Source organism: Streptomyces sp. NPDC002054 (genome assembly GCF_040296685.1).
Lineage (GTDB): Bacteria > Actinomycetota > Actinomycetes > Streptomycetales > Streptomycetaceae > Streptomyces.
In genome coordinates this window covers 24,383-43,181 of sequence record NZ_JBEOXT010000045.1, presented here as the reverse complement: position 1 = coordinate 43,181, position 18,799 = coordinate 24,383, and the positions used below count along the sequence as shown (strand labels likewise).

Genomic DNA, 18,799 nt, shown 5'->3' with positions numbered 1-18,799 from the left:
AAGTCGCTGACCCGCGACATGACACCGGAGTGAGACCGCAATTGAGGAAATGACACGGGATGTGAGAGCTACACGTCCAGTTCGTTGCTGCGGGTCATGTCCCGCAGGCGGGAGTAGTGGAACCGGTGCGCGACGGTGATCGAACAAGTGGGGCCGTTGCGGTTTTCGGCGAGGATGAGATCGCTCTCCCCCGCGCGGGGGCTGTCGGGGGTGTACGCGTCCTCGCGGTGCAGCATGCCGCTCGCATCCTGCTCCAGCTGCCCGGAGTCACGCAGGTCGGACACTTGCGGCTTCTTGCCGTCCCGGTGTTCGGAGCCGCGATCGAGCTGGGCGCAGCAGATGATGACCGCGCCGGTCTCCTCGGCAATGATCTTCAGTTCGCGGCTGACTTCGCTGACACGCTCATAGGCGCTTTGCCGGGTGGTGCGCTGGTCGGTGTACATGAGCTGGACGTAGTCGACGACGACCAGGGGCGCTTGACCCGTCTGCCGGGTCAGGGCCTTGATGCGGGTGCGGACGAGGCCCGGGGTGACGCGGGGGGTGTAGTCCATCCACAGAGGCAGCGCCGAGAGGTCGGGCAGGCGCGGGGCGATGCACCTCCAGTCGTCGTCGGTGACGGCCGGCCCGCCCTCCATGAGTTGGTGCAAGCTGACGCGGGCCCGGCCGGCCCTCGATATCGACGTCCACCTTCACCTGGACGTGATCGGTCTCCCACACCTCATTCCGGTACACCACCGGGCGCTGGAAGAACACGTCATCGGCGCGGCAGGCATTCTCACCACCGCGCAGCCCGGCCCACCGGCCCGGCGACAGGTCCCGGGCCACAGCCCGGTACAACCTCGCAAGCGACGGCGCCTGAGCACCTCCCCCAGCCTGTGCCGCGACCAGCTCCCGATGCAGAGCGGCCCCGTTCCCACGGCGGAACGCCAACTGCTTCAACACCTCAGGCATGACCGTGAACCGCTCCCGCGACGCCGGGGGCGAAACGATCCTCCTCACGCGCTGCGGTAAGCCACCGGCAGACCGTCCGCTCCGATGCCCCGAGCGTCTGCGCCACCATCCGCCTGTGCGCCGGTGTCAACTCACCCCGGCCCTCCAGAGCCAGCAGACGCCGTACCGCTACCCGACGCAACACACCCACATCCGCCGCCAACCCGACAGACCCCACCCGGCACCCCCGGCACACAGTCCAGGCACACCGAACCCATAAATGATCAAGGAAAGCCCACCCCAGCCGGAACTCCCACCCCACCGACCAGCCCATCCTCAACCAGTAACCAACAGACCCTCACCGCCTATCCAGCCCAGACCAACCCCCTACCCCCCAACACAATCCCCACAATCCCACAAACCCCCACAAAGACCACCCACCCCCCAGACACCTAAACAAGAACCACCCCGGACACAAAAGCGGGAACTCCCACCCGATGCCGAGCCGCCGGAACCGTACTCGACACTCCCGCACCGGCACCGAGATCGGCGCGTCGTCCCGTAGCCGCCTACCGTCGAGGTATGAGCAAGATCGTCGTCGTGTACGAGTTCGACAAGCCGGTGACGGCCCACACCCCCGAGGGCTCGCCACGTGCCGACGAGCGGCACGTCCTGCGCGTGCACGCGGCGCCCGCCGCCCCGGGCATGACCGCAATCCCCGGTCCGCGGACCTTCTGCGGCAAGGACACCTTCGCCATGGAAGCGGCCTCATGGAAGCCTTCCGAACATCCCACTTCCTCGTGGTTCACCCCAGAACACGCGAGCCTGGTCTGCCCCGCCTGCGACGACGCGGTGGGCAGCGACTGAGCGGAGCAACGGGGCCGGTCACCGGTGCCGGTCGCCGAGCCCGGAACCCCAGACCGTGACGTCCCCGGCGTAACCCGGACGGATGCAAGGTGAGCTGATCACACCGTGCCTCGTCGGCGACGTAATACTCGGCCGGGGCATCGACCAGGTACTCCCGCATCCCGGCGATCCGGCGCTGGCGGAGGCGAACATCCGCGACGCCCGCACCTACGTCGAGCTGGCGGAGGCGACGAACGGACCGATTCCCCGGCCGGCCGCGTTCGCCTGGCCCTGGGGCGACGCGCTGCGCATCCTCGACCTGGCCGCGCCTGACGCCCCGGTGATCAATCTGGAGACCAGCGTCACCCGCAACGACGACCCCGCACCCGGCAAGGCGGTCCACAACCGGATGCACCCCGCCAACCTGCCCTGGCCGCCGCCCGCCCCGCCGTGTGCGTACCGGCGAACAACCACCGACCTTCTGCCAGCTGCCCGGCGCCCTCCGCCTACCCAACTGACACCCCACACCCGGGTCAAGTCCGGCGTACTCGTACGCGATGAAGGCATACAAGTCCAGATCTCGAGGGTGCAGCCGACGGCCCCCATCGTCACGCTGGCCTTCGCACACGCTACGACGCAGTCCTCCCGCAATTCCTCGACCGACCCGCTCCAAGAGCAGCCAGCAGCGGAGCAGAACCTGGTACGGACGCCGGAACCTGACCACAGACAGCACGACCATGCGTGATACCGATCGTCACCAAAGTGACCAGCAGGACGCCAAAGACGTCCGTCCAAAATCGGCAACCACTGTCAGTGGCAAAACCTGAATGCACAAACCACTGACCAGGGACAACCCAAACTCCGCGCCCGCCTGCGACGGCCGGCCCACACCGCCCTGAACCTCGCCGTCACCACGGCCATCGGCCTGGCCTTCTACCGCGAACACCTCGCCGACCCCTTCGCCGTCGCCCTCGCAGGCATCAGCCTCATACGCGGCTTCCACCGACGCTGACCACACGGAGCCGGTGCCATCCAAGCGCAAGGGCCCCCAACCCCGGGAAAACGGGGTTGGGGGCCCAAGGCCATGCCGTATGCGGTTACGGGGCTGGGGTGAACTCGCGTATGCCTCCCTGCGGGCCGCCGTCCACGCTGAAGCACCGCTGTTCCACGCCTCCGCGAGCGGGACCATGTGGTCGATGTCCAGCGCACCGGCCGGCGGCACCTTCTGCTCATACACGACGGCCTCGGCAGGAGCACCTCCTGGCGGGTGTTGCAGCCGTTGGCGGGGAGGTCACCGGCATTCCAAACGCGCCGCCGAGTAGCGCTCGGCGGGGCTACAGGTCGGTGTAGGGCGGGATTACGCGGACGATTGCGATGAGGTGCATGTGGGGCAGGGGCAGGGCGTAGAACCAGCCGTCGTCCAGCAGAGGAATGCGGGGCGTAGTCCGCCGGGGATGCCTTTGCGGGGTCCTTCGCCGATGTCGGTGACATCGGCGAGGGCTACGAGTTCGTCGGCGAGGCGCTCGACCTCCGCAGTGGCATGGGTGGGCAGTTCGGGTCGTGCTCCCGCCGCCAGGCTGTCACCGGGCCCCGCCGTGGGGGATGCCGGCCTCGGCGGCGGCCTTGTCGAGGATGTGGCCGATCTCAGCGGCGATCGCCCTCGCCTCGGCAGGGTCGGTGACGCGTGCTGCGCGGGCCTCCAGGCTGCGCAGAAGGGCGACAGCGGTAGCGCGTTCGGCATCGAAGGTCGGCACAGCGTCAGGAGCGATCCGAGCCAGGGCAGCACGCAGCTCCTCCGCGGTTGCGGCCGGCTGGGGGACACTGGCGCCGGAGGAAGGCTCAGATGCGGTACTCACGCCGCCTCCACATCATCGACTGCCGCGGCGCGCCGGTGCGCTGTCGCCAAGGGCGAAACATGCGGTCGTAGCGCGAGGCGATCCTCCCTGTCGCCGCCCCCAGCACCGCACGTGCGTGCTCCAGAACCTGGGCTGCCTTCTCGACGGCGCGGACCAGACTGTCCAGCTCATCCGCCTCACCAGGCTCTAGGACCACCCGGGTCGCACGACGTCGACACTCACCACTCGGGGACCGCGCCCGGGCGGCGTTGGGAGTCGCGGCGGCCGATGAGGAACCAGAGGGCGCTTCCTAGGAAGGGGGCCACGCAGGCGAAGACGATCCAGCCCAGCTTCATTGCTCCGGTGAGGGCAGATCTGGCGATGCTGACCAGGGCCGCGATGAACAGCACTGCGTAGGCGATACCGATGACCGCGACCACACCCAGGGCTACGTAGCTGATCGTGTTCTCACTTGTGGCGGCGAGGGTTATGTGGTGTGTGAGCTGCGGGTTCATCGTTCTTTCCTCGGGGTGGGGATCCTCGGAGTCGCTGGTCGGGCGAACTCCGCTGATGCCAGTGTGGGTGGTCCGGGATGCTCATTTCGTCATACTTTGATCCTGATTCGGTCATCCGGAGGTCGGACAGTTGTTGAATTCGACGCCGAGCCGGCAGGGCACCCGGGTGGCGGGGCGTGCGGTGTCGCCGAGCAGGGTGTGGGCGTGTTCGGGGTCCAGGGTGAATTCGATGCGGTCGCATTCGCGCGGCCGGTCGGGCGGGCCGACCAGGAGGTGGAAGGCGAGGGCGCCGTTCGGATCGCGGGATGTGGTGACCACCGCGTCCACGATTCCGGAGATGGGTCGGGGGGTGTGGGTCGGCATGGTCGGCCCTCCTTTCAGGCGGTGAGAGCGGCCGGGTCGTCTTCGGCCGTCGCCAGGTCGTCGGCGAGCTGGGTCCAGAGCCGGGCGTAGCCCTGGGCGAGTTGGGCCACCGGCTGTTTGCAGTGCGCGGGCAGCACTGCGGTGATCTGCTGCCGGTCCTGGGCCATCGCTGTGCAGGCGCTGAGCAGCCGTAGGACGTTGCGGCCGGATTCGCTGAGCCGGAGGGAGGGGTCCCGGCGCAGGGCGTCGAAGATCCGCAGTAGCCGGTCGGGGGAGGGGGCCTGGGTGGTGGTGGCAGTTGGGCGGCGGGGGGTGAGGGGGATGGGGGAGGGGGTGGCCCCGGTGGGTGTGGGGCGGCCGGGGACTGGGTGTTCGCCGCGTTGGAGGCGGTCACGTACGTCGGCCACGGTGGCCGGTGCGAGGCCGGCCTCGGCGGCGATCTGGCGCAGCGAGGCGCCGGGGTTGGCCCGGAGCAGTTCACCGGCGCGTTCCCGGCTCGCGGAGGCGTCCACCGGGCGGACCCGGCCGTCGCGGCCGATCCGGCGGCCGGCGGGGTCGGCTCCGCTGCCCTTGCGCAGCCGGCCGATCCGGCGGGCGGAGAGCCCGGTGAGGGCGGCCACCGCGCGGTCCGACCAGAGCGGGTGGGCGGCGAGGATCCGGGTGGCGGCGACGTCCCGGTCGGCCAGGGTGAGCGGGCGGCCGTGCACGGTGTTGGTGGCCACGGCCAGCAGCCGGGCCTCGGCCTGGGGTCCGTCGAAGAAGCGGACCCGGATGTCGGTGCGGCCTTGGACAGCGGCGGCGCGCAGCCGGTGGGCGCCGTCGACCACGGTCATGGTGAGGCGGTGGACGAGGATGGGCGGGAGTTCGGTCTCGGTCTCGGCGAGGGTGCGTACCCAGTCGGCGTCCTCGCCGTCCGCCCGGGGGGAGAAGCCGACGGATATCTCGTGCAGCGGGACCCGTGCGACGGGGAGGTCGAGGAGCCCGCGGTCGCGGAGTCCGATCAGACGGTCCGCCAGGTCGAGGGGCCCCTGGTCCACGGTTGTCACTGCCAGCCGAGGTCGTCGTGGCTCCGGGTCTGTTCGGGGGTGGTCCCCCCGGTGGTGGGCGGAGGCGGCGGCGTCGTCCCGTTGTCGGCGTGTGCGGCGCCGGCTCCGAAGGTGCTGAGGACCAGGACTGCGGCTACGAGGGCTCCGCGGATGTGGGAGGTCTTTGGTGACATGTTGTTCCTGCCCTTCCCCTGACGGTTGGTGACGTCCATGAGTCTGCTCACCAGCTCGAGTGGTGGGAAAGGGGATGTGAGACGGGTAAACCGGCCTTGGCCTACTCAGTCCAGCCCTGCCCAGGGGATTCTGGTGGCCAGTTCGGCAGGGCTTGGGGCAGTAGCGGGACCTCGGCGCGGAGCAGGGTCCAGCGGGCCAGCGGCGGGATGGCGGTTTGGGCCAGCTGCCAGAGCCGTACGGCCGCCGCTTCGGCTTCTGCCAGTGATCCGGCCCGCAGGTAGACGCCGACGACCGGCCGGTCCTCGGGGTCGGGGTGCACGCTCACGTGCAGCAGGCCCTCGCGGCCCGCGGCGTGGCCGGCGATCTGCGCCGCGGCCCTGTGCGGGAGCCGGTCGCCGGGCAGCGGGGCCTGGAGATGGATGTGGACGAGATACATCCTTCCGCTTTCCGGATGACGACGGCCGGAAGACGTATTCCGGACGCATTTGCCAACGCCGTATTGATCGGGGCTCGAGTCGCCCTTACGTTCGGTGGAATCACGCATATCGTTTCCCGACCCGAAGCGGACCTCCATGCTTGACCTGCTCGGACTCGACACGGTGACCGAATCCGTGTACCGCGGAATCCTCGACGGGCCGCAGGACGTGACCGATCTGTGCGAACTGCTCGGGCTGTCCGAAGAACAGGTCCGGGGCGCGCTCGACCGGCTCAGTTCGATGGCGCTGATCCGCCCGTCGACCGAGAATTCCGGCCAGCTGCACGCGGTCAGCCCGCACGTCGGCATGGAGGTCCTGCTCGCCCGCCAGCAGGCCGAACTCGCCCGCCAGCAGGAGCGTCTGGAGGCCAGCCGGGCCGCCGCCGCGCAGCTGATCCTGGAGTACGACGGGCGGCGCGGCGGTGCCGGCGCGCCGGACTCGGGGGTGCGCTATCTCGACGGGATCGACTCCATCCGCGACCATCTGGCCGCCCTGCGCAACGAGGTGACCCACGAGCTGCTGACTTTCGCCCCGGGCGGTCCGCAGACCCGGGCGAACATGGATGCCTCGCGGCCGTTGAACCAGCAGCTGCTGGAGCGCGGGGTGCAGATGCGCACCGTCTACCTGGACTCCATCCGCAGCTGTCCGGACACCATGGAGTACGCGCGCTGGCTGTCCGAGCAGGGCTGCCAGGTGCGTACCACGCCCTCGCTGCCCAACCGGATGATCATCTACGATCGCCGGGCGGCGGTGGTCGCCGCGGACACCGGCAACACGGCGGCCGGGGCGGTGCAGCTGACCTCGCAGGGCATGGTGGCCACCCTGCACACCCTGTTCGAGAGCGTGTGGCAGTCGGCCGAACCGCTGGAATCGGCCAGCCGGCCGGTGCCGGGCACCCTCAACCGGCAGCAGGCCGAGGCCCTGCGGCTGCTCGCCCAGGGCCATACCGACGAGGCCATCGCCACCCGGCTCGGCGTCTCGCCGCGTACCGCGCGGCGGATTGCCTCCGGCCTGATGGACGTGCTCGACGCGGCGAGCCGGTTCCAGGCCGGGGTGCACGCCGTGCAGCGTGGTTACCTGCCCGCCGCCCCTGGCTGACCGGCCCGGTGCGGGGGCCGGGCCCGGCGCCGGTTCCGGTTCCGGTTCCGCGCCGGGGTCCCGTCTCATGCCGGGGTCAGTACGGCCGCTCCCGGCGCGGCCAGCAGGTCCAGGGCTTCGTCGGCGGTCTCCGCGCTGTGCACGAGGCCGCGTTCCCGCGCGGTCAGGAAGCCCTCGGCCACCAGGTGGTCGAGCATGGCCAGCACCGGGTCGTAGAAGCCGCGGTGGTTGACCACCACGACCGGCTTCTCCATCAGGGAGAGCTGGTTCCAGGTGGCCACCTCCATCAGCTCGTCCATGGTGCCGATCCCGCCGGGCAGGACCGCGAAGCCGGCGGAGAGCCGGTACATCAGCGCCTTGCGATGGTGCATCGAGCGCACCACGAAGATCTCGCCGCGCGCCCGGTCGCCGCGCTCGCGCTCGTACAGGCTGCGCGGCAGCACCCCGGTGACGGAGCCGCCGCCGGCCAGCACCCCGTCCGCGACCGCGCCCATCACGCCGACTCCCCCGGCCCCGTAGACCAGGTCCCGGCCGCGGCGGGCGAGTTCGTAGCCGAAAGCGCGGGCGAACGCGAGGTGGTCCGCGCGGACTCCCGGGCGGGCGCCGCAGAACACCGCGATTCGCTTGTTCCTGGTGACCGGCGTCCCCGTCCGTGTCCGCATGATCGCTTGCTCCTCGGCTTCCTCGATTGCGCGGTTCACAGCACCGTTCCCCGGGCGACGCGCACGGCCGTACGCAGCAGTACCCGGGCCCCGGCCACCAGGTCCTCCGGGCGGCTGTCCTCCTCGGGGACGTGGCTGATCCCGCCCAGGCTCGGGACGAAGATCATCCCGATCGGGGCGAGGTCGGCGACCACCTGCGCGTCATGGCCTGCACCGCTGGGCAGCACCTCGTGCGCCAGCCCCAGCCCGTCCGCGCTCCGCTCGATCTCCGCGCGCAGCCGGAGGTCCGCGGAGACCGGGTCCGAGCGGGTCTCGGCCACCACCTCGATCTCGGTGCCGGTGGACCGCTCGATCTGCCGGAGCATCCGGCGCAGTACCTGTTCGGCGCCGGCCATCCGCCATACGTCGGTGTCGCGCAGGTCCACCGTGAGGCGGACGGTCCCGGCGATGGTGTTGGGCGTGTTGGGGTGGGGGTCGAGCCGGCCCACCGTGGCCACCCGGCACAGCTGCCGGTCGGCGGCCAGGTTCTCCGCCGCGAGGACCACCCGGGCCGCGGCTGCCATCGCGTCGCTGCGCCCCTCCATCGGGCTGGTCCCGGAGTGTCCGGCGGTGCCGCGCACCTCCAGGGTGAGCACGGTGCGGCCGGTGATGGCCTCGACCACGCCGATCCGGCTGCCGCTGCGTTCCAGTACCGGCCCCTGCTCCACATGGAGTTCCAGATAGGCGGCGATGGAGCCGGCCTGCCAGCAGGCGCTGCCCAGTGCGTCCAGGTCGCCGCCGGCCAGCTGCAGCGCCTCGCGCAGCGGCCTGCCGTGGTGGTCGGTGGGCTCCCGGGGCAGCGAGGCCAGCCGGCCGGCGACCGCCATCGAGCCCCAGAACGGCTGCGGGAACAGGGCCCCTTCCTCGTTGGCGAAGGCCACCGCCACCGGCTCGCAGACGGTGTCCAGGCCCGCGTGGGCGAGGGTCTGGAGCACCTCCAGGGCGGCCAGGACTCCGTACGCGCCGTCCAGCCGGCCGCCGTTGACCACGGTGTCCAGGTGCGAGCCCATCATCAGCACCTGCCGATCGCCGGCCTCCCCGCACCCGGGGGCGCGCACCACGATATTCCCGGCCGCGTCCACCGACGGGGCCAGCCCGGCCGCCCGGGCCTGGGCCATCAGGTACGCCCGGGCCTCGCGGTCGGCGGTGCTGAAGCCTTCCCGGGTGATGCCGCCCGTCACCGGGTCCGCGCCGATCCGCGCCAGGTCGGCGACCCGCCGCAGCAGCCGGTCCGGGTCGATGTCCAGCGTGAGCTGTCCGCCCCGCTCCAGTAGCTGGTCGCTCATGTCACTCGCTCCTCGGCGCTGTCAGCGTGAACCGGTCCGCCGGCCGGATGTGCATGCCGTCGCCCTCGCCGACCCCGAACGCCTCGTAGAACGCGGGGACATGGCCGAGGACGCCGTTGCAGCGGAACCGGGGCGGTGCGTGCGTGTCGTTCTCCAGGCGTTCGCGCATCCGCTCCGGGGTGCGCTTGCCGCGCCACATCGATGCCCACAGCACGAAGAACCGGCGCAGTTCGCGGCGGCGGGCGTCGCCGGTCACCCCGCGGGCGGCGAGGTGGTCGTCGAAGGCGGCCTGGGCCACCGTCAGTCCGGCGATGTCGGCGATGTTCTCGGCGAGTGTGCGGGTGCCGCTGACCTTGGGGCCGCGCGGGCCCTCGGGCGCGTAGCGGTCGTACTGGGCGATCAGCGGGGCGGTGTGGTGCTCGAACGCGGCCCGGTCGGGGCCGGTGCGCCAGGCGCGGACGAAGGCGTGTGCCATCTCGTGGCAGACGATCGCGCCGAGTACCGCGTGGTCGCGGGCCGGGTCGGCGCCGGCGGTGAACACCGGGGGCCGCAGCAGTCCGGCCGGGACCACGACCTGGTTGAGTCCGTGCCGGTAGTAGGCGGTGACGGCCTGGGGCAGCACCCGCCATTCGGCGGGGTCCAGGGGACCTGCGAGCCGGCCCAGTTGGTGGGCGAACAGCCGGGCCCGGCCGCGCTTGACGTTGCCGGCCAGGTCGGCGGGGTCGGTGACCAGCGGCGCGGGCTGGCCGGGCGGGGCGGCGGGCGCGGGCCGGCCGGGGCCGGGGTGCGCGTCGGTGGCCGGGCCGCCGAGTTCAAAGCGCATGGTGTCCAGCAGTGCCAGGTCCGCTGCCCGGCCGGCCGGGCTCTGCCAGTCGGCGCCGGCCAGCCGGTCGCGGAAGGCGGCGGCCAGCCGGTCGACCAGGGCGGAGGCGGCCTTGAGGGTGTGCGGGTCCAGGTGGGTGTGCAGGTAGCGGGCGGCGAGCAGGTCGCCCGCGGCGGTCTGTACGAAGGCGGTGGCCCGCAGCCGGCGGGGCCAGGGGCGGCGTACGCCGGTCAGATCCCGCCAGTAGAAGCTGAAGTGCTCGGCGAAGACCCGGCGCGGGCCGAACGGGGCCATCTCGTGGACGTACCGCCAGGCCAGCCAGAGCCGCAGCGACTCCAGCGGGGTGGTGGCCCACCAGTGTTCGAGGGCGGTCAGGAAGCCGGCGGGCCGGATCCGCACCCGGGCGGCGCCGGGCACCGGGCCGAGCTCCGCCAGCCAGGAGGACCAGGGGAACCCGTGGTCCCGGCCGGCCAGTTCGGCGGCGGTGGCGGGCACCGGGGAGGCGTCCGGGGAGACGTCCAGGGCGGCGGTACCCGTGCTGTCCGGCGGGACGTGCCCGCCGGACAGCAGGGTTTCCGCCCGCAGGACGCGGGCCGCGGCCGATTCGGCGTCGGGCAGCCCGGCGAGGGAGAGCATCGCCGCCACGTGGACGGCGTACCGCTCGCGCAGGCGCTCGCTGCGCGCCTCGCGGTACAGCGAGGCGGCGGGCAGGCCGAGGCCGGACGGGGTGAGGTCGAGTACGTACTCCCGCGCGACGGCGGTGACGGCGGGGGCGGCGGCGCCGGTGACGCCCTGTGCCTGGAGCCGTCCCAGCACCCGGGCCAGGGCCCGGCGGTCGGGGGCGGTGCGGATCGCGGCCAGGTCGGCGGCGAGGGCGTCGGCGCCGAGTTCCTCGATCCGTCCTTCGTCCATGAAGCTCGTGTACAGGTCGGCGATGCGGCGCCCGTCGGGGTCGGTGCCGGGCGCCCGGACCAGGGCGGCGACCTCCTCCTGCACCTGTTCGGCGAGGAGGGAGAGCATGGTGGCCTCGGCCCGGTGCTCGGGCAGCACGAACCCGTCGGCCCAGCGGCCCGCCGCGTACCGGTGGAAGTCGTCCTGCGGGCGGACCGACAGGTCGAGCAGCTCGGGCTCGGCGGCGGGGGCGGTGGTCGGGGCGGGGGTGCGTACGGTGGCGGTGGTCATCGGGCTGCGCTCCCCACGCCGGCGGCGGCCGGTTCGAGCACGCCGAGCCGGGTCAGGGACTCGGCGGCGCGGACCGAGCGCGGGCCGGGGGCTTCCCGGAGCAGCTCGCCGGCCGGGACCGAGCCGCCCGTCTCGAGCCGGCGCAGGGTGGCGGCCACCGCGTCCGGAACGGCCAGGGTGTGGCCGTTGACGGTCAGCCGGGTGCGGCCTCCGTCGCTCGGGCCGATCTCGACCGGGACCGGGCTGCGCCGCAGCGGGTCCTGCGGGGCGAGTCCGGAGAGGGAGGCCAGCCGCTCGAACTCGCGGGTGCGGCCGGTGCCCGCCCGTTCGCGGCCGGCCGTGGCGAGCCGGGCCGCCTCGGCGGCGGGGGCGAGTCGGGCCAGCCGTTCGGCGAGCAGCCCGAGCTTGGCGGCGAGCGCGGCGGCGGCCGGGCTGTCGTCCGCGTCGGGGCCGGTGCCGGTGCCGGGGTCGCCCAGGTAAGGGACGGCGGCGAACTCCTCGTCGGCGGTGAGCGCGTCCACCGTCTCGTGCAGCAGGTCCCGCCAGCGGCGGGGGGTGACGGTGACCGATACGTGCAGGGAGACCCGGTCTCCCGCGGCGGCGGCGTGCGGGGTGCCGTACGGCAGGTAGAGCACGTCGCCGGGGTGCAGGGTGATCTCCAGGGCGGGCTCGCCGAGCGTGCCGTCGGGGTAGGTGACGGGGGCGCCGCGGCGTTCGGCCGCAGGCTCCCAGACCCGCCAGTGCTTGGTCCCCTCGGTCTGGACGACGAACACGTCCAGCGGGTCGTGGTGCGGGGCGTACCCGTCGTGGCCGGCCGGGGTGAGGAAGGCGACCGCTTCGGCGGGTGCGGCGAAGGCCCGGGTGAACGCCTGGACCAGGCGGCGGGCGGAGGGCAGGAAGTGGTGCAGGTAGTTCCAGGTGATGGTGGAGCCGGAGCGGAACAGTTCGTAGACCTGCTCGGGTACGACGGCCTCGGTGAGTGCGGCGCCGTGCTCGGCGGCGACCCTGGTGTAGGCCTTGCCGGGGACGCCCTGGCCGCCGCGGGCCACGCGGAGATAGGCGGGGTGCACGGTCTCCATGGCGACGAGGTCGTCGAGCCGGCTCACCGACACCAGCTCCCGGGCGCGGGCGGCGTCCAGTGCCCCGCGGCGCAGCAGCGGCTGCTCGCCGAAGTGCCGGGAGAAGAACTCCCCGGTGTCCCCGACCAGCTCCTCGAAGGTCCAGTCCGTCACGATCCCGCCTTCCACTCGCGTCTTTCCGTCCTTCCGCACGTGCGGCCGTGCGGGCCAAAGGGGCGGCCGAAGCCGCCCCTTACGGCGCTGCCGGGACTTACTGGATGTTCACGTGGTACGCGGTGGCCAGCAGCTCGGCGGAGGTCTCGATGAACTCGATGTCGTCGTAGGTGTTCTCCATGACAATCAACTCCTTTTATTCTGGCCGGGTTGTTCCCGGCGTTGATGAAATGTTGTCCCACGCCGGGGATTCTGGTCAATCTGTTCAACTGGCGTCGCTTACACACTTGAACGACAAAAAAAGGCTGTGCCCCGCTGCCGGAAAGGACAGCGGGGCACAGCCGTAAATCGTTGGGGAATTCAGACCCCGGTGGTGCCGTCGATTCCCTCGCGGAGGAAATCGGCGTGCCCGTTGTGCCGGGCGTATTCGTGGATCATGTGGAGCATCACCCAGCGGAGCGAGACGTCGAGGCCGTGCCGGGGTTCGTGGACCACCAGGTCCAGGGAGGCGGCTTCCTTCTCGATGCGCCGGGCGTGCTCGATCTCGGCCCGCCAGGCGGCGAACGCGGTGGGTGCGTCCGCGTCGGCGGCCTCGTAGGCGGTCTGGAAGTCGAAGTCCTGCGACCACACCAGCGGGATGTCCTGGCCGTCGGCCACCCGCCGGAACCAGGCCCGTTCCACTTCGGCCATGTGCCGGACCAGGCCCAGCAGGCTGAGGGTGGAGGGCGGCATGGAGGGGGTGCGGAGCTGGTCGTCGGTGAGGCCGGCGCACTTCACTTCCAGGGTCTGCCGGTGGAAGTCCAGGTGGGCGCGGAGCATTTCGCGCTCGTCGGCGACGGTGGGCGGGGAGGTGCGTTCGATGGTCACGGCCGGATCCTCTCATCCGGGCGGCGGGTCCGGCTCAGGCCGCGACCTCCAACAGGCCGATCCTGGCCAGCCCCTGTGCGGTACGGGTGGCCCGTTCGGCGGGGACCCCGGGGAAGACGTCGGCTGCGGCCATCCGTTCGCCCACCGCGAGGCCCGCCAGGGTGACGGCCACCTGCTCCGGTACGGCGATCCGGTGCCCGTTGACGGTGAGCTGGACCCGCCCGCCGTCGGGGGTGCCGAAGTCGACGGCGGCGGCGGTGCGGCGCATCGGCGCGTCCGGTTCCAGGGCGTCCAGGCGGGCGGTCGTACGGAAGGTGTTCCCGGCGGAGTTGCCGGGCATCCGGCGGCCGAGTTCGGCCAGCCGGTCCAGCTCCGGTCCGGGGTCGAGGGCGGTCAGCCGGTCGGCGACGGCGCGCAGCTTCTCGGTGAACAGCGCCTCGGTGCCGGCCGCGCGGTCGGCGCCGATGAAGGGGAACTCGTTGAACGCCGGGTCCCGGACCAGCTCCTCGAAGGTCTGCTTGAGCAGGTCCTTCCACATCCGCGGGCGGACCATGATGGAGAGGTGGACCGAGGCCAGCTCCTCGGCGGCAGCCGCGTGCGGGGTGTCGTACGGCAGGTAGAGCACGTCGCCGGGCTCGAGCAGGACGTCGATCACCGGCTCGCCCAGCTGCTCGGCGGTGTACGAGGCGGCTTCGCCGCGGCGGATGTCGGCCGGGTTCCACAGCCGCCACCGCTTGGTGCCCTCGGTCTGCACGATGAACAGGTCGACCGGGTCGTGGTGCGGGGCGAAGCCCTGCTTGCCGGCCGGGGTCAGGAACGCCACGCAGTCGGTCTTGGCGCCGAAGCGGTCGCTGATGACGCGGGTGAAGTCGCGCAGTGAGGTGTCGAGGTGGTTCAGGGAGCTCCACACGATGGTGGCGCCGGCCCGGAACAGCTCGTAGACCTTCTCCGGGACGATGGCGTCGGTGAGGTCGGTGCCCTGGACGGTGATCGTCTGGGTGAACCCCTGGTCGGGGACGCCGGCGCCCTTGAGGTTGGCCCGCAGGTAGGGCGGCCGGATGATCTCCAGCTGGACCAGCTCGTCGAGCCGGCGCAGCGAGAGGATGTCCTGGGGGTCCTTCAGCGCGCCCTTGCGCAGCAGCGGCTTCTTGTTGAAGTACTCGGCGAGGAATTCCTTCTCGTCGCCGACCAGGTCGGCAAAGGTGTAGCGCGTCATGCCGGTAGTCCGTTCCAGGTGTCCCGGATGCCTCCGGGGGGTGGGTGTCAGTGGCGGAGGGCGGGGGCGTCGCCGAAGACCGTGCCGGGGCCGTGGTCGCGGCGGAACTGCTCGAGGTTCTGCGCGAAGGCGGGGTCCTTCGAGGCGAGCCGTTCGGCGAGCAGCCGGACCCGGTTGGGGGTCCAGGTGTCCGGGTCGGCGAGGAGCTGCGGGGTGCCGGTGAGCAGCAGCAGGCCGGCTTCGGTGTGGCCGCGGTCGAGCCAGGACTGCCAGATCGCATCGCGGTCGGCTTCCTGCCCGGCGAAGAAGGCGGTGTCCCGGGGGTGCGGTCCGGTGGGCGGGGTGGCGTCGGCGGTGCCGGGCTCGCGGAGCAGCACGCGGCGGCCGGCCAGGTAGACGATCCGGATGCCCTTGCGGACGGCGAAGTTCAGGGCCTGGGCGGCGGTGTCGGCGATCGGCTCCCCCTTGTCGTTGAGGGAGGTGTTGCAGACGATCGGCACCCCGGTGGCGTCCCGGAACGCCTCGATGGCCCGGTGCAGCAGCGGGTTGTCGGCGGCGGTGAGGGTCTGGTGGCGGGCGGTGCCGTCGAGGTGGAGGATGGCGGGGACGCGGGCGCGGGCCTCGGGGCGGACCCGGGCGGCCTCCAGCATGTACGGGGAGGGGCGGTCCTGCTCGAACCAGTCGCGGGCGTGCTCGGCGAGCACGATCGGGGCGACCGGGCGCCACCACTGGCGCTGCTTGTATTCGTTGAGGAGGTCCTTGACCTTCTCCGAGCGGGGGTCGCCGAGCAGGCTGCGGTGGCCGAGGGCGCGCGGTCCCATTTCGGCGGCGCCGTCGGCCCAGACCAGCACCGAGTCGGTGAGGTCCTCGGCGAACCGCTCCGGGTCGAAGTCCGCGACCTCCTCGACGAACGGCGCGAACATGGCCAGCGCCTCGTCGGTCTCGGCGGGGCGCAGTTCGTTGCCCTGGTAGGCGGTGGCGATGTGCAGGTCGGCGGTTTCGAAGGCGCCGCCGGTCCACAGTCCGAGCAGGCCGAGGCCGAGGGCGACGCCGGAGTCGTTGGCGCAGGGCGGGGTGAGCAGGCCGCGGAACCGGTACCGGTCCAGCATCCGGGTGTTGGTCTGTACGTTGAGGGCGAAGCCGCCGCTGACCGAGAGGTAGCAGTCCTCGGGGCGTACGCCGCCCAGCGCGGCGAGTTTCTCCACGGTGCGGGCGGTGATCAGCTCGCAGCATTCCTGCACCACCTTCATGACGGCGCTGTGCAGGTTCTCCTCGGCGGTGAACCGGGGGTCGGGGGTGGTGCCGGCCAGCTGCCGTTCCGCCTCCGCGAGGACCCGCCCCACCAGGCCGAACGCGGCGGCCCAGGGCTGTACGTGGCCGCCGGGGAAGGTGAGGTCGCCGAGTTCGGCGGCGGCGTCGAGGTCGACCGCGGTGTCGCAGGCGGAGGCGAGTGCCATCAGGGTGCCCGGTTCCTTGCCCAGCACCCGGTCGGCGGCGTGGTAGAGCGGGGCGGGCGACTCGACCGGGGCGAAGGTGATGTCGCCGCGGACCGAGACGCAGCCGGCGTAGTAGGCGGGCGGCAGTTCCCGCTCCAGGACCAGGTCGGGGGCGGCGTCCACGGCCAGTCCGATGATCACGGACTCTTTGAACAGCCGGGTGTCCAGCAGCAGTCCGCTGAACAGGTGGCCCAGGCTGTGCAGCGGCAGCCCCTCGGCGCCCGCGGGCACCAGGAGCGGCTGGTAACCCGGCAGGCCGGGGGTGCCCCAGCTGACGGCGACATCGGCCGGGGTGAGGCCTTCGCCGGCCAGCAGGTGGGCCAGGAAGGCCTCGGTCCGCTCGGCGGTGTAGAGCGGCCAGGAGTGGTGCTTCTGGCCGCTGATCCGCTCCAGCTCCCAGTGCCGGACGAGTTCGACCCGGTCGGGCGTGCGCCGCCACAGCGAGAGGTTGTGGTCGTGGCGCGGGGAGATGACGGCCCGTTCGCCGGGCGGGGTGAGGTAGGCGGAGAGGATGTATTCGGCGGGCTGGTCAGCGTACGGGGGCACGGTGCTCCTCCTCGGGCATCCGACGGGACCACCAGTCGAGGATCGCCTCGTAGCGGGCGGTGCGGTGGCTGGGCAGGCCGGTGCGGGACATGTCGTGCCCCTCGCCGGGGAACAGCAGCAGTTCGGCCGGTACGCCGCGCATCTTCAGCGCGACGAACATCCGCTGCGCCTGCTCCATGGGGGTGTGCCGGTCGTCCTCGGACTGGATGAACATCATCGGGATGCCGATCCGGTCGGCGTAGCTGATCGGGCTGAGCTCCGCCCACCGCTCGGCGTCGGCGCCGTACAGGGCGATGGAGTTGTTGACCCCGTCGTCGGCGGAGCCGAAGTGGCTGTCGATGGCGTAGCAGCCGCGCTCGCCCATCGCCGCCCGGAACCGCTTGCCGTGGTGGGCGGCGAGCCAGGCGGACATGTAGCCGCCGAAGGAGCCGCCCTGGACGCCGACCCGGCCGGCGTCGAGGGATTCGTCGCGCAGCGCGTGGTCCAGCAGGGCCAGCAGGTCGGGGGCGGTCCGGCGGGCCAGGTCGTCGGCGGCCCAGCGGCCGTGTGCCTGCCCGTATCCAGAGGTGCCGCGCGGGTTGCCGAGCACCACCGCGTAGCCGGCGCGGGCGTAGATCTGGGCCTCCTCGAAGGAGGCGGGACCGTTGAGGGTGTAGCCCCACTGGGTGTACGGGCCGCCCTTGATCTGCAACAGCACCGGGTGCGGGCCGGGGCCCTCGGGGCGGACCAGCCAGCCCTGGAGGGGATAGCCGTCCTCGGCGTGTGCGGTGAACTCCTCGACCGGGCGCAGGCGGGCGCGGGCCCGGAGTTCGGCGCCGAAGGTGGTCAGTTCGCGTTCGGGTTCTGGTTCGCGTCCGGTGCCGTCGCGGAGCACGGTGAGGTCGCCGGCGCTGCCTGCGGCGGACAGCACGGCGGCGATGGTGGTGGTGCCGTCGGGGGCCTCCGCCACGGCGAATCCGTTGACCTGGCGGCGGCCGGTGACGACCGGGCGGGGTTCACCGCCGTCGTACGGCACCAGGACCAGGTGGACCTCGCCGCGCCAGTCGTTGGGGAAGTACACCCCGTCCCGGCCGGGCTGGATCATCAGGGAGGAGAAGCTCAGGTGGTAGGGCTCGGGGTCGGTGAGCCGGACCGGGTCGGCGGACCCGTCGGCGAGGACCGTCCAGAGGCCGTAACTGCTTGCGCCGCGTGCCCGGTTGTCCTCGGTGAGGGTCTCGGCGGCGAAGCAGACCCGGCTGCCGTCCGGGGAGAACCGGGGGCAGCTCATCTCCAGGCCGCCCCGGGTGAGCGGGCGCTGGCCGCTGCCGTCGGGGGCGCACACCCACACGTCGCGGCGCAGGTCGTCGGCGTGGCCGGGGTGGCGGCCGGAGACGAAGGTGAGCAGGGAGCCGTCGGGGCTCCAGGACACCTCGTCGTGGTCGTAGGGGCCCGAGGTGAGCTGGGCGGCGGCCGGGGCGGCGGTGAAGGGGGCTGCGGCGAAGGGGCCCGCGGTGAACGGGTCGGTGACGAACACCTGGCGCGGCCGGTCGAAGGTGAAGCCGAGCCCGTCCGCCATGAAACGCAGCGCGGTGATCCGGCGTGGCCGCTCCTTGCCGGGCGGTACGCCGGGCAGGTAGCGGCCCGGTTCGGGCACCCGGGCCGTGAAGGCGAGCCGGGTGCCGTCCGGGCTCCACACCGGCTGACCGGCGCCGAGCGGCAGGTCGGTGACCGGGAACGGGTCGCCGCCGTCCATCGGGAGCAGGTGGATCTGGGCGGGACCGCCGCCGGGCAGCGGGCGCAGGAAGGCGAGCCAGCGCCCGTCCGGGGAGAAGGCGGGGGCGTTGTCGGACGGGCCCCGGGTGAGCCGGCGGGCCGGCGCGGACCCGTCGGTCGGGGCCACCCACAGTTCGGTCGCGTTGGCATCGGCGGCCAGGTCGGGTGCCGTCACGCTGACGGCGGCCAGACGTCCGTCGCCGGACAGTGCGGGCCGTCCCAGAATTCGCAGCAGATCGATATCCGTAGGGAGCATGGACGGAAAAGTAGGAGCGGAATCTGGGCTGGCTCAACCTCGTTCAACTGCGACGTCCAACTGCGGCAATGCCGCGGTTGGACGGGCGGGTTGAGCAGAGCCGCCGGGGTCCGGCATCATCGTGCGTTCCTGCCCGCCGACCGCAGAGGTGAGGTTACG

Annotated in this window: 17 protein-coding genes and 2 pseudogenes; 3 read left to right on the top strand and 16 right to left on the bottom strand. The window is 72.2% G+C overall.

The features are described from left to right. Positions 1-68: 68 nt before the first annotated feature. A complete protein-coding gene (locus ABT123_RS32180; RefSeq protein WP_351321186.1) occupies positions 69-677 on the bottom strand; it encodes a DnaB-like helicase C-terminal domain-containing protein in 609 nt (202 codons plus the stop codon). 835 nt (positions 678-1,512) lie between these two features. Here ABT123_RS32180 and ABT123_RS32175 point away from each other — a divergent pair. Then, positions 1,513-1,797 carry a hypothetical protein gene (locus ABT123_RS32175; protein ID WP_351321158.1) on the top strand — a complete coding sequence of 95 codons (285 nt, stop codon included), beginning with the start codon at positions 1,513-1,515 and terminating at the stop codon, positions 1,795-1,797. Positions 1,798-1,879: 82 nt separating this feature from the next. Further along, positions 1,880-2,250, top strand: a pseudogene (locus ABT123_RS32170) (CapA family protein); the annotation flags it as partial. 640 nt (positions 2,251-2,890) lie between these two features. Here ABT123_RS32170 and ABT123_RS32165 read toward each other — a convergent pair. From ABT123_RS32165 to ABT123_RS32135, 7 genes and pseudogenes are all read right to left on the bottom strand, one after another. Continuing rightward, positions 2,891-3,081: pseudogene (locus tag ABT123_RS32165) on the bottom strand (HNH endonuclease); the annotation flags it as partial. 275 nt (positions 3,082-3,356) lie between these two features. Continuing rightward, positions 3,357-3,632, bottom strand: coding sequence for a hypothetical protein (locus tag ABT123_RS32160; RefSeq protein WP_351321156.1), 276 nt, complete (start codon positions 3,630-3,632; stop codon positions 3,357-3,359). A gap of 218 nt (positions 3,633-3,850) precedes the next feature. After that, the gene (locus ABT123_RS32155; RefSeq protein WP_351321154.1) at positions 3,851-4,126 is read right to left on the bottom strand and encodes a PLD nuclease N-terminal domain-containing protein; all 276 of its coding nucleotides are present in this window, start codon (positions 4,124-4,126) and stop codon (positions 3,851-3,853) included. 111 nt (positions 4,127-4,237) lie between these two features. Then, positions 4,238-4,489 (bottom strand): hypothetical protein, encoded by a 252-nt coding sequence (locus tag ABT123_RS32150; RefSeq protein WP_351321152.1) that lies wholly within the window; start codon positions 4,487-4,489, stop codon positions 4,238-4,240. A 14-nt stretch (positions 4,490-4,503) separates the two neighbouring features. Next, the gene (locus ABT123_RS32145; RefSeq protein ID WP_351321150.1) at positions 4,504-5,526 is read right to left on the bottom strand and encodes a ParB/RepB/Spo0J family partition protein; all 1,023 of its coding nucleotides are present in this window, start codon (positions 5,524-5,526) and stop codon (positions 4,504-4,506) included. Positions 5,527-5,531: 5 nt separating this feature from the next. Further along, positions 5,532-5,759 carry a hypothetical protein gene (locus ABT123_RS32140; RefSeq protein WP_351321148.1) on the bottom strand — a complete coding sequence of 76 codons (228 nt, stop codon included), beginning with the start codon at positions 5,757-5,759 and terminating at the stop codon, positions 5,532-5,534. Between the two features lie 50 nt (positions 5,760-5,809). After that, positions 5,810-6,145: a hypothetical protein gene (locus ABT123_RS32135; RefSeq protein WP_351321146.1), complete on the bottom strand. Its 336-nt coding sequence runs from the start codon at positions 6,143-6,145 to the stop codon at positions 5,810-5,812. A gap of 136 nt (positions 6,146-6,281) precedes the next feature. Between ABT123_RS32135 and ABT123_RS32130 the strand changes: the two genes are divergently transcribed. Beyond that, a complete protein-coding gene (locus ABT123_RS32130) occupies positions 6,282-7,283 on the top strand; it encodes a helix-turn-helix transcriptional regulator (protein ID WP_351321144.1) in 1,002 nt (333 codons plus the stop codon). Positions 7,284-7,348: 65 nt separating this feature from the next. On the opposite strand, the gene ABT123_RS32125 is transcribed toward ABT123_RS32130, so the two are convergent. The 8 genes from ABT123_RS32125 to ABT123_RS32090 all read right to left on the bottom strand — a co-directional run bounded on the left by ABT123_RS32125 (position 7,349) and on the right by ABT123_RS32090 (position 18,640). Continuing rightward, positions 7,349-7,945: an LOG family protein gene (locus tag ABT123_RS32125; RefSeq protein WP_351321142.1), complete on the bottom strand. Its 597-nt coding sequence runs from the start codon at positions 7,943-7,945 to the stop codon at positions 7,349-7,351. Positions 7,946-7,980: 35 nt separating this feature from the next. Beyond that, on the bottom strand, positions 7,981-9,270 hold the full coding sequence (locus tag ABT123_RS32120) for a Zn-dependent hydrolase (protein ID WP_351321140.1): 1,290 nt from the start codon (positions 9,268-9,270) through the stop codon (positions 7,981-7,983). A gap of 1 nt (position 9,271) precedes the next feature. Next, on the bottom strand, positions 9,272-11,275 hold the full coding sequence (locus ABT123_RS32115) for a M13-type metalloendopeptidase (protein ID WP_351321138.1): 2,004 nt from the start codon (positions 11,273-11,275) through the stop codon (positions 9,272-9,274). Further along, the gene (locus tag ABT123_RS32110; protein ID WP_351321136.1) at positions 11,272-12,507 is read right to left on the bottom strand and encodes a JmjC domain-containing protein; all 1,236 of its coding nucleotides are present in this window, start codon (positions 12,505-12,507) and stop codon (positions 11,272-11,274) included. The genes ABT123_RS32115 and ABT123_RS32110 overlap by 4 nt, the downstream gene beginning before the upstream one ends. Before the next feature lie 360 nt (positions 12,508-12,867). Then, positions 12,868-13,374 carry a DinB family protein gene (locus ABT123_RS32105; RefSeq protein WP_351321134.1) on the bottom strand — a complete coding sequence of 169 codons (507 nt, stop codon included), beginning with the start codon at positions 13,372-13,374 and terminating at the stop codon, positions 12,868-12,870. 34 nt (positions 13,375-13,408) lie between these two features. Beyond that, positions 13,409-14,590 (bottom strand): cupin domain-containing protein, encoded by a 1,182-nt coding sequence (locus tag ABT123_RS32100; protein WP_351321132.1) that lies wholly within the window; start codon positions 14,588-14,590, stop codon positions 13,409-13,411. A gap of 47 nt (positions 14,591-14,637) precedes the next feature. Beyond that, positions 14,638-16,632 carry a carbamoyltransferase C-terminal domain-containing protein gene (locus ABT123_RS32095; protein ID WP_351321129.1) on the bottom strand — a complete coding sequence of 665 codons (1,995 nt, stop codon included), beginning with the start codon at positions 16,630-16,632 and terminating at the stop codon, positions 14,638-14,640. Then, positions 16,616-18,640 carry a S9 family peptidase gene (locus ABT123_RS32090; RefSeq protein ID WP_351321127.1) on the bottom strand — a complete coding sequence of 675 codons (2,025 nt, stop codon included), beginning with the start codon at positions 18,638-18,640 and terminating at the stop codon, positions 16,616-16,618. The genes ABT123_RS32095 and ABT123_RS32090 overlap by 17 nt, the downstream gene beginning before the upstream one ends. Positions 18,641-18,799: the final 159 nt, after the last annotated feature.

Bases quoted from the DNA above. Each gene is read 5' to 3' on its own strand.
- ABT123_RS32100 (WP_351321132.1), bottom strand. From the start codon at position 14,590: ATGACGCGCTACACCTTTGCCGACCTGGTCGGCGACGAGAAGGAATTC.
- ABT123_RS32120 (WP_351321140.1), bottom strand. From the start codon at position 9,270: ATGAGCGACCAGCTACTGGAGCGGGGCGGACAGCTCACGCTGGACATC.
- ABT123_RS32175 (WP_351321158.1), top strand. From the start codon at position 1,513: ATGAGCAAGATCGTCGTCGTGTACGAGTTCGACAAGCCGGTGACGGCC.
- ABT123_RS32135 (WP_351321146.1), bottom strand. From the start codon at position 6,145: ATGTATCTCGTCCACATCCATCTCCAGGCCCCGCTGCCCGGCGACCGG.
- ABT123_RS32090 (WP_351321127.1), bottom strand. From the start codon at position 18,640: ATGCTCCCTACGGATATCGATCTGCTGCGAATTCTGGGACGGCCCGCA.
- ABT123_RS32115 (WP_351321138.1), bottom strand. From the start codon at position 11,275: ATGACCACCGCCACCGTACGCACCCCCGCCCCGACCACCGCCCCCGCC.
- ABT123_RS32150 (WP_351321152.1), bottom strand. From the start codon at position 4,489: ATGCCGACCCACACCCCCCGACCCATCTCCGGAATCGTGGACGCGGTG.
- ABT123_RS32130 (WP_351321144.1), top strand. From the start codon at position 6,282: ATGCTTGACCTGCTCGGACTCGACACGGTGACCGAATCCGTGTACCGC.
- ABT123_RS32125 (WP_351321142.1), bottom strand. From the start codon at position 7,945: ATGCGGACACGGACGGGGACGCCGGTCACCAGGAACAAGCGAATCGCG.
- ABT123_RS32155 (WP_351321154.1), bottom strand. From the start codon at position 4,126: ATGAACCCGCAGCTCACACACCACATAACCCTCGCCGCCACAAGTGAG.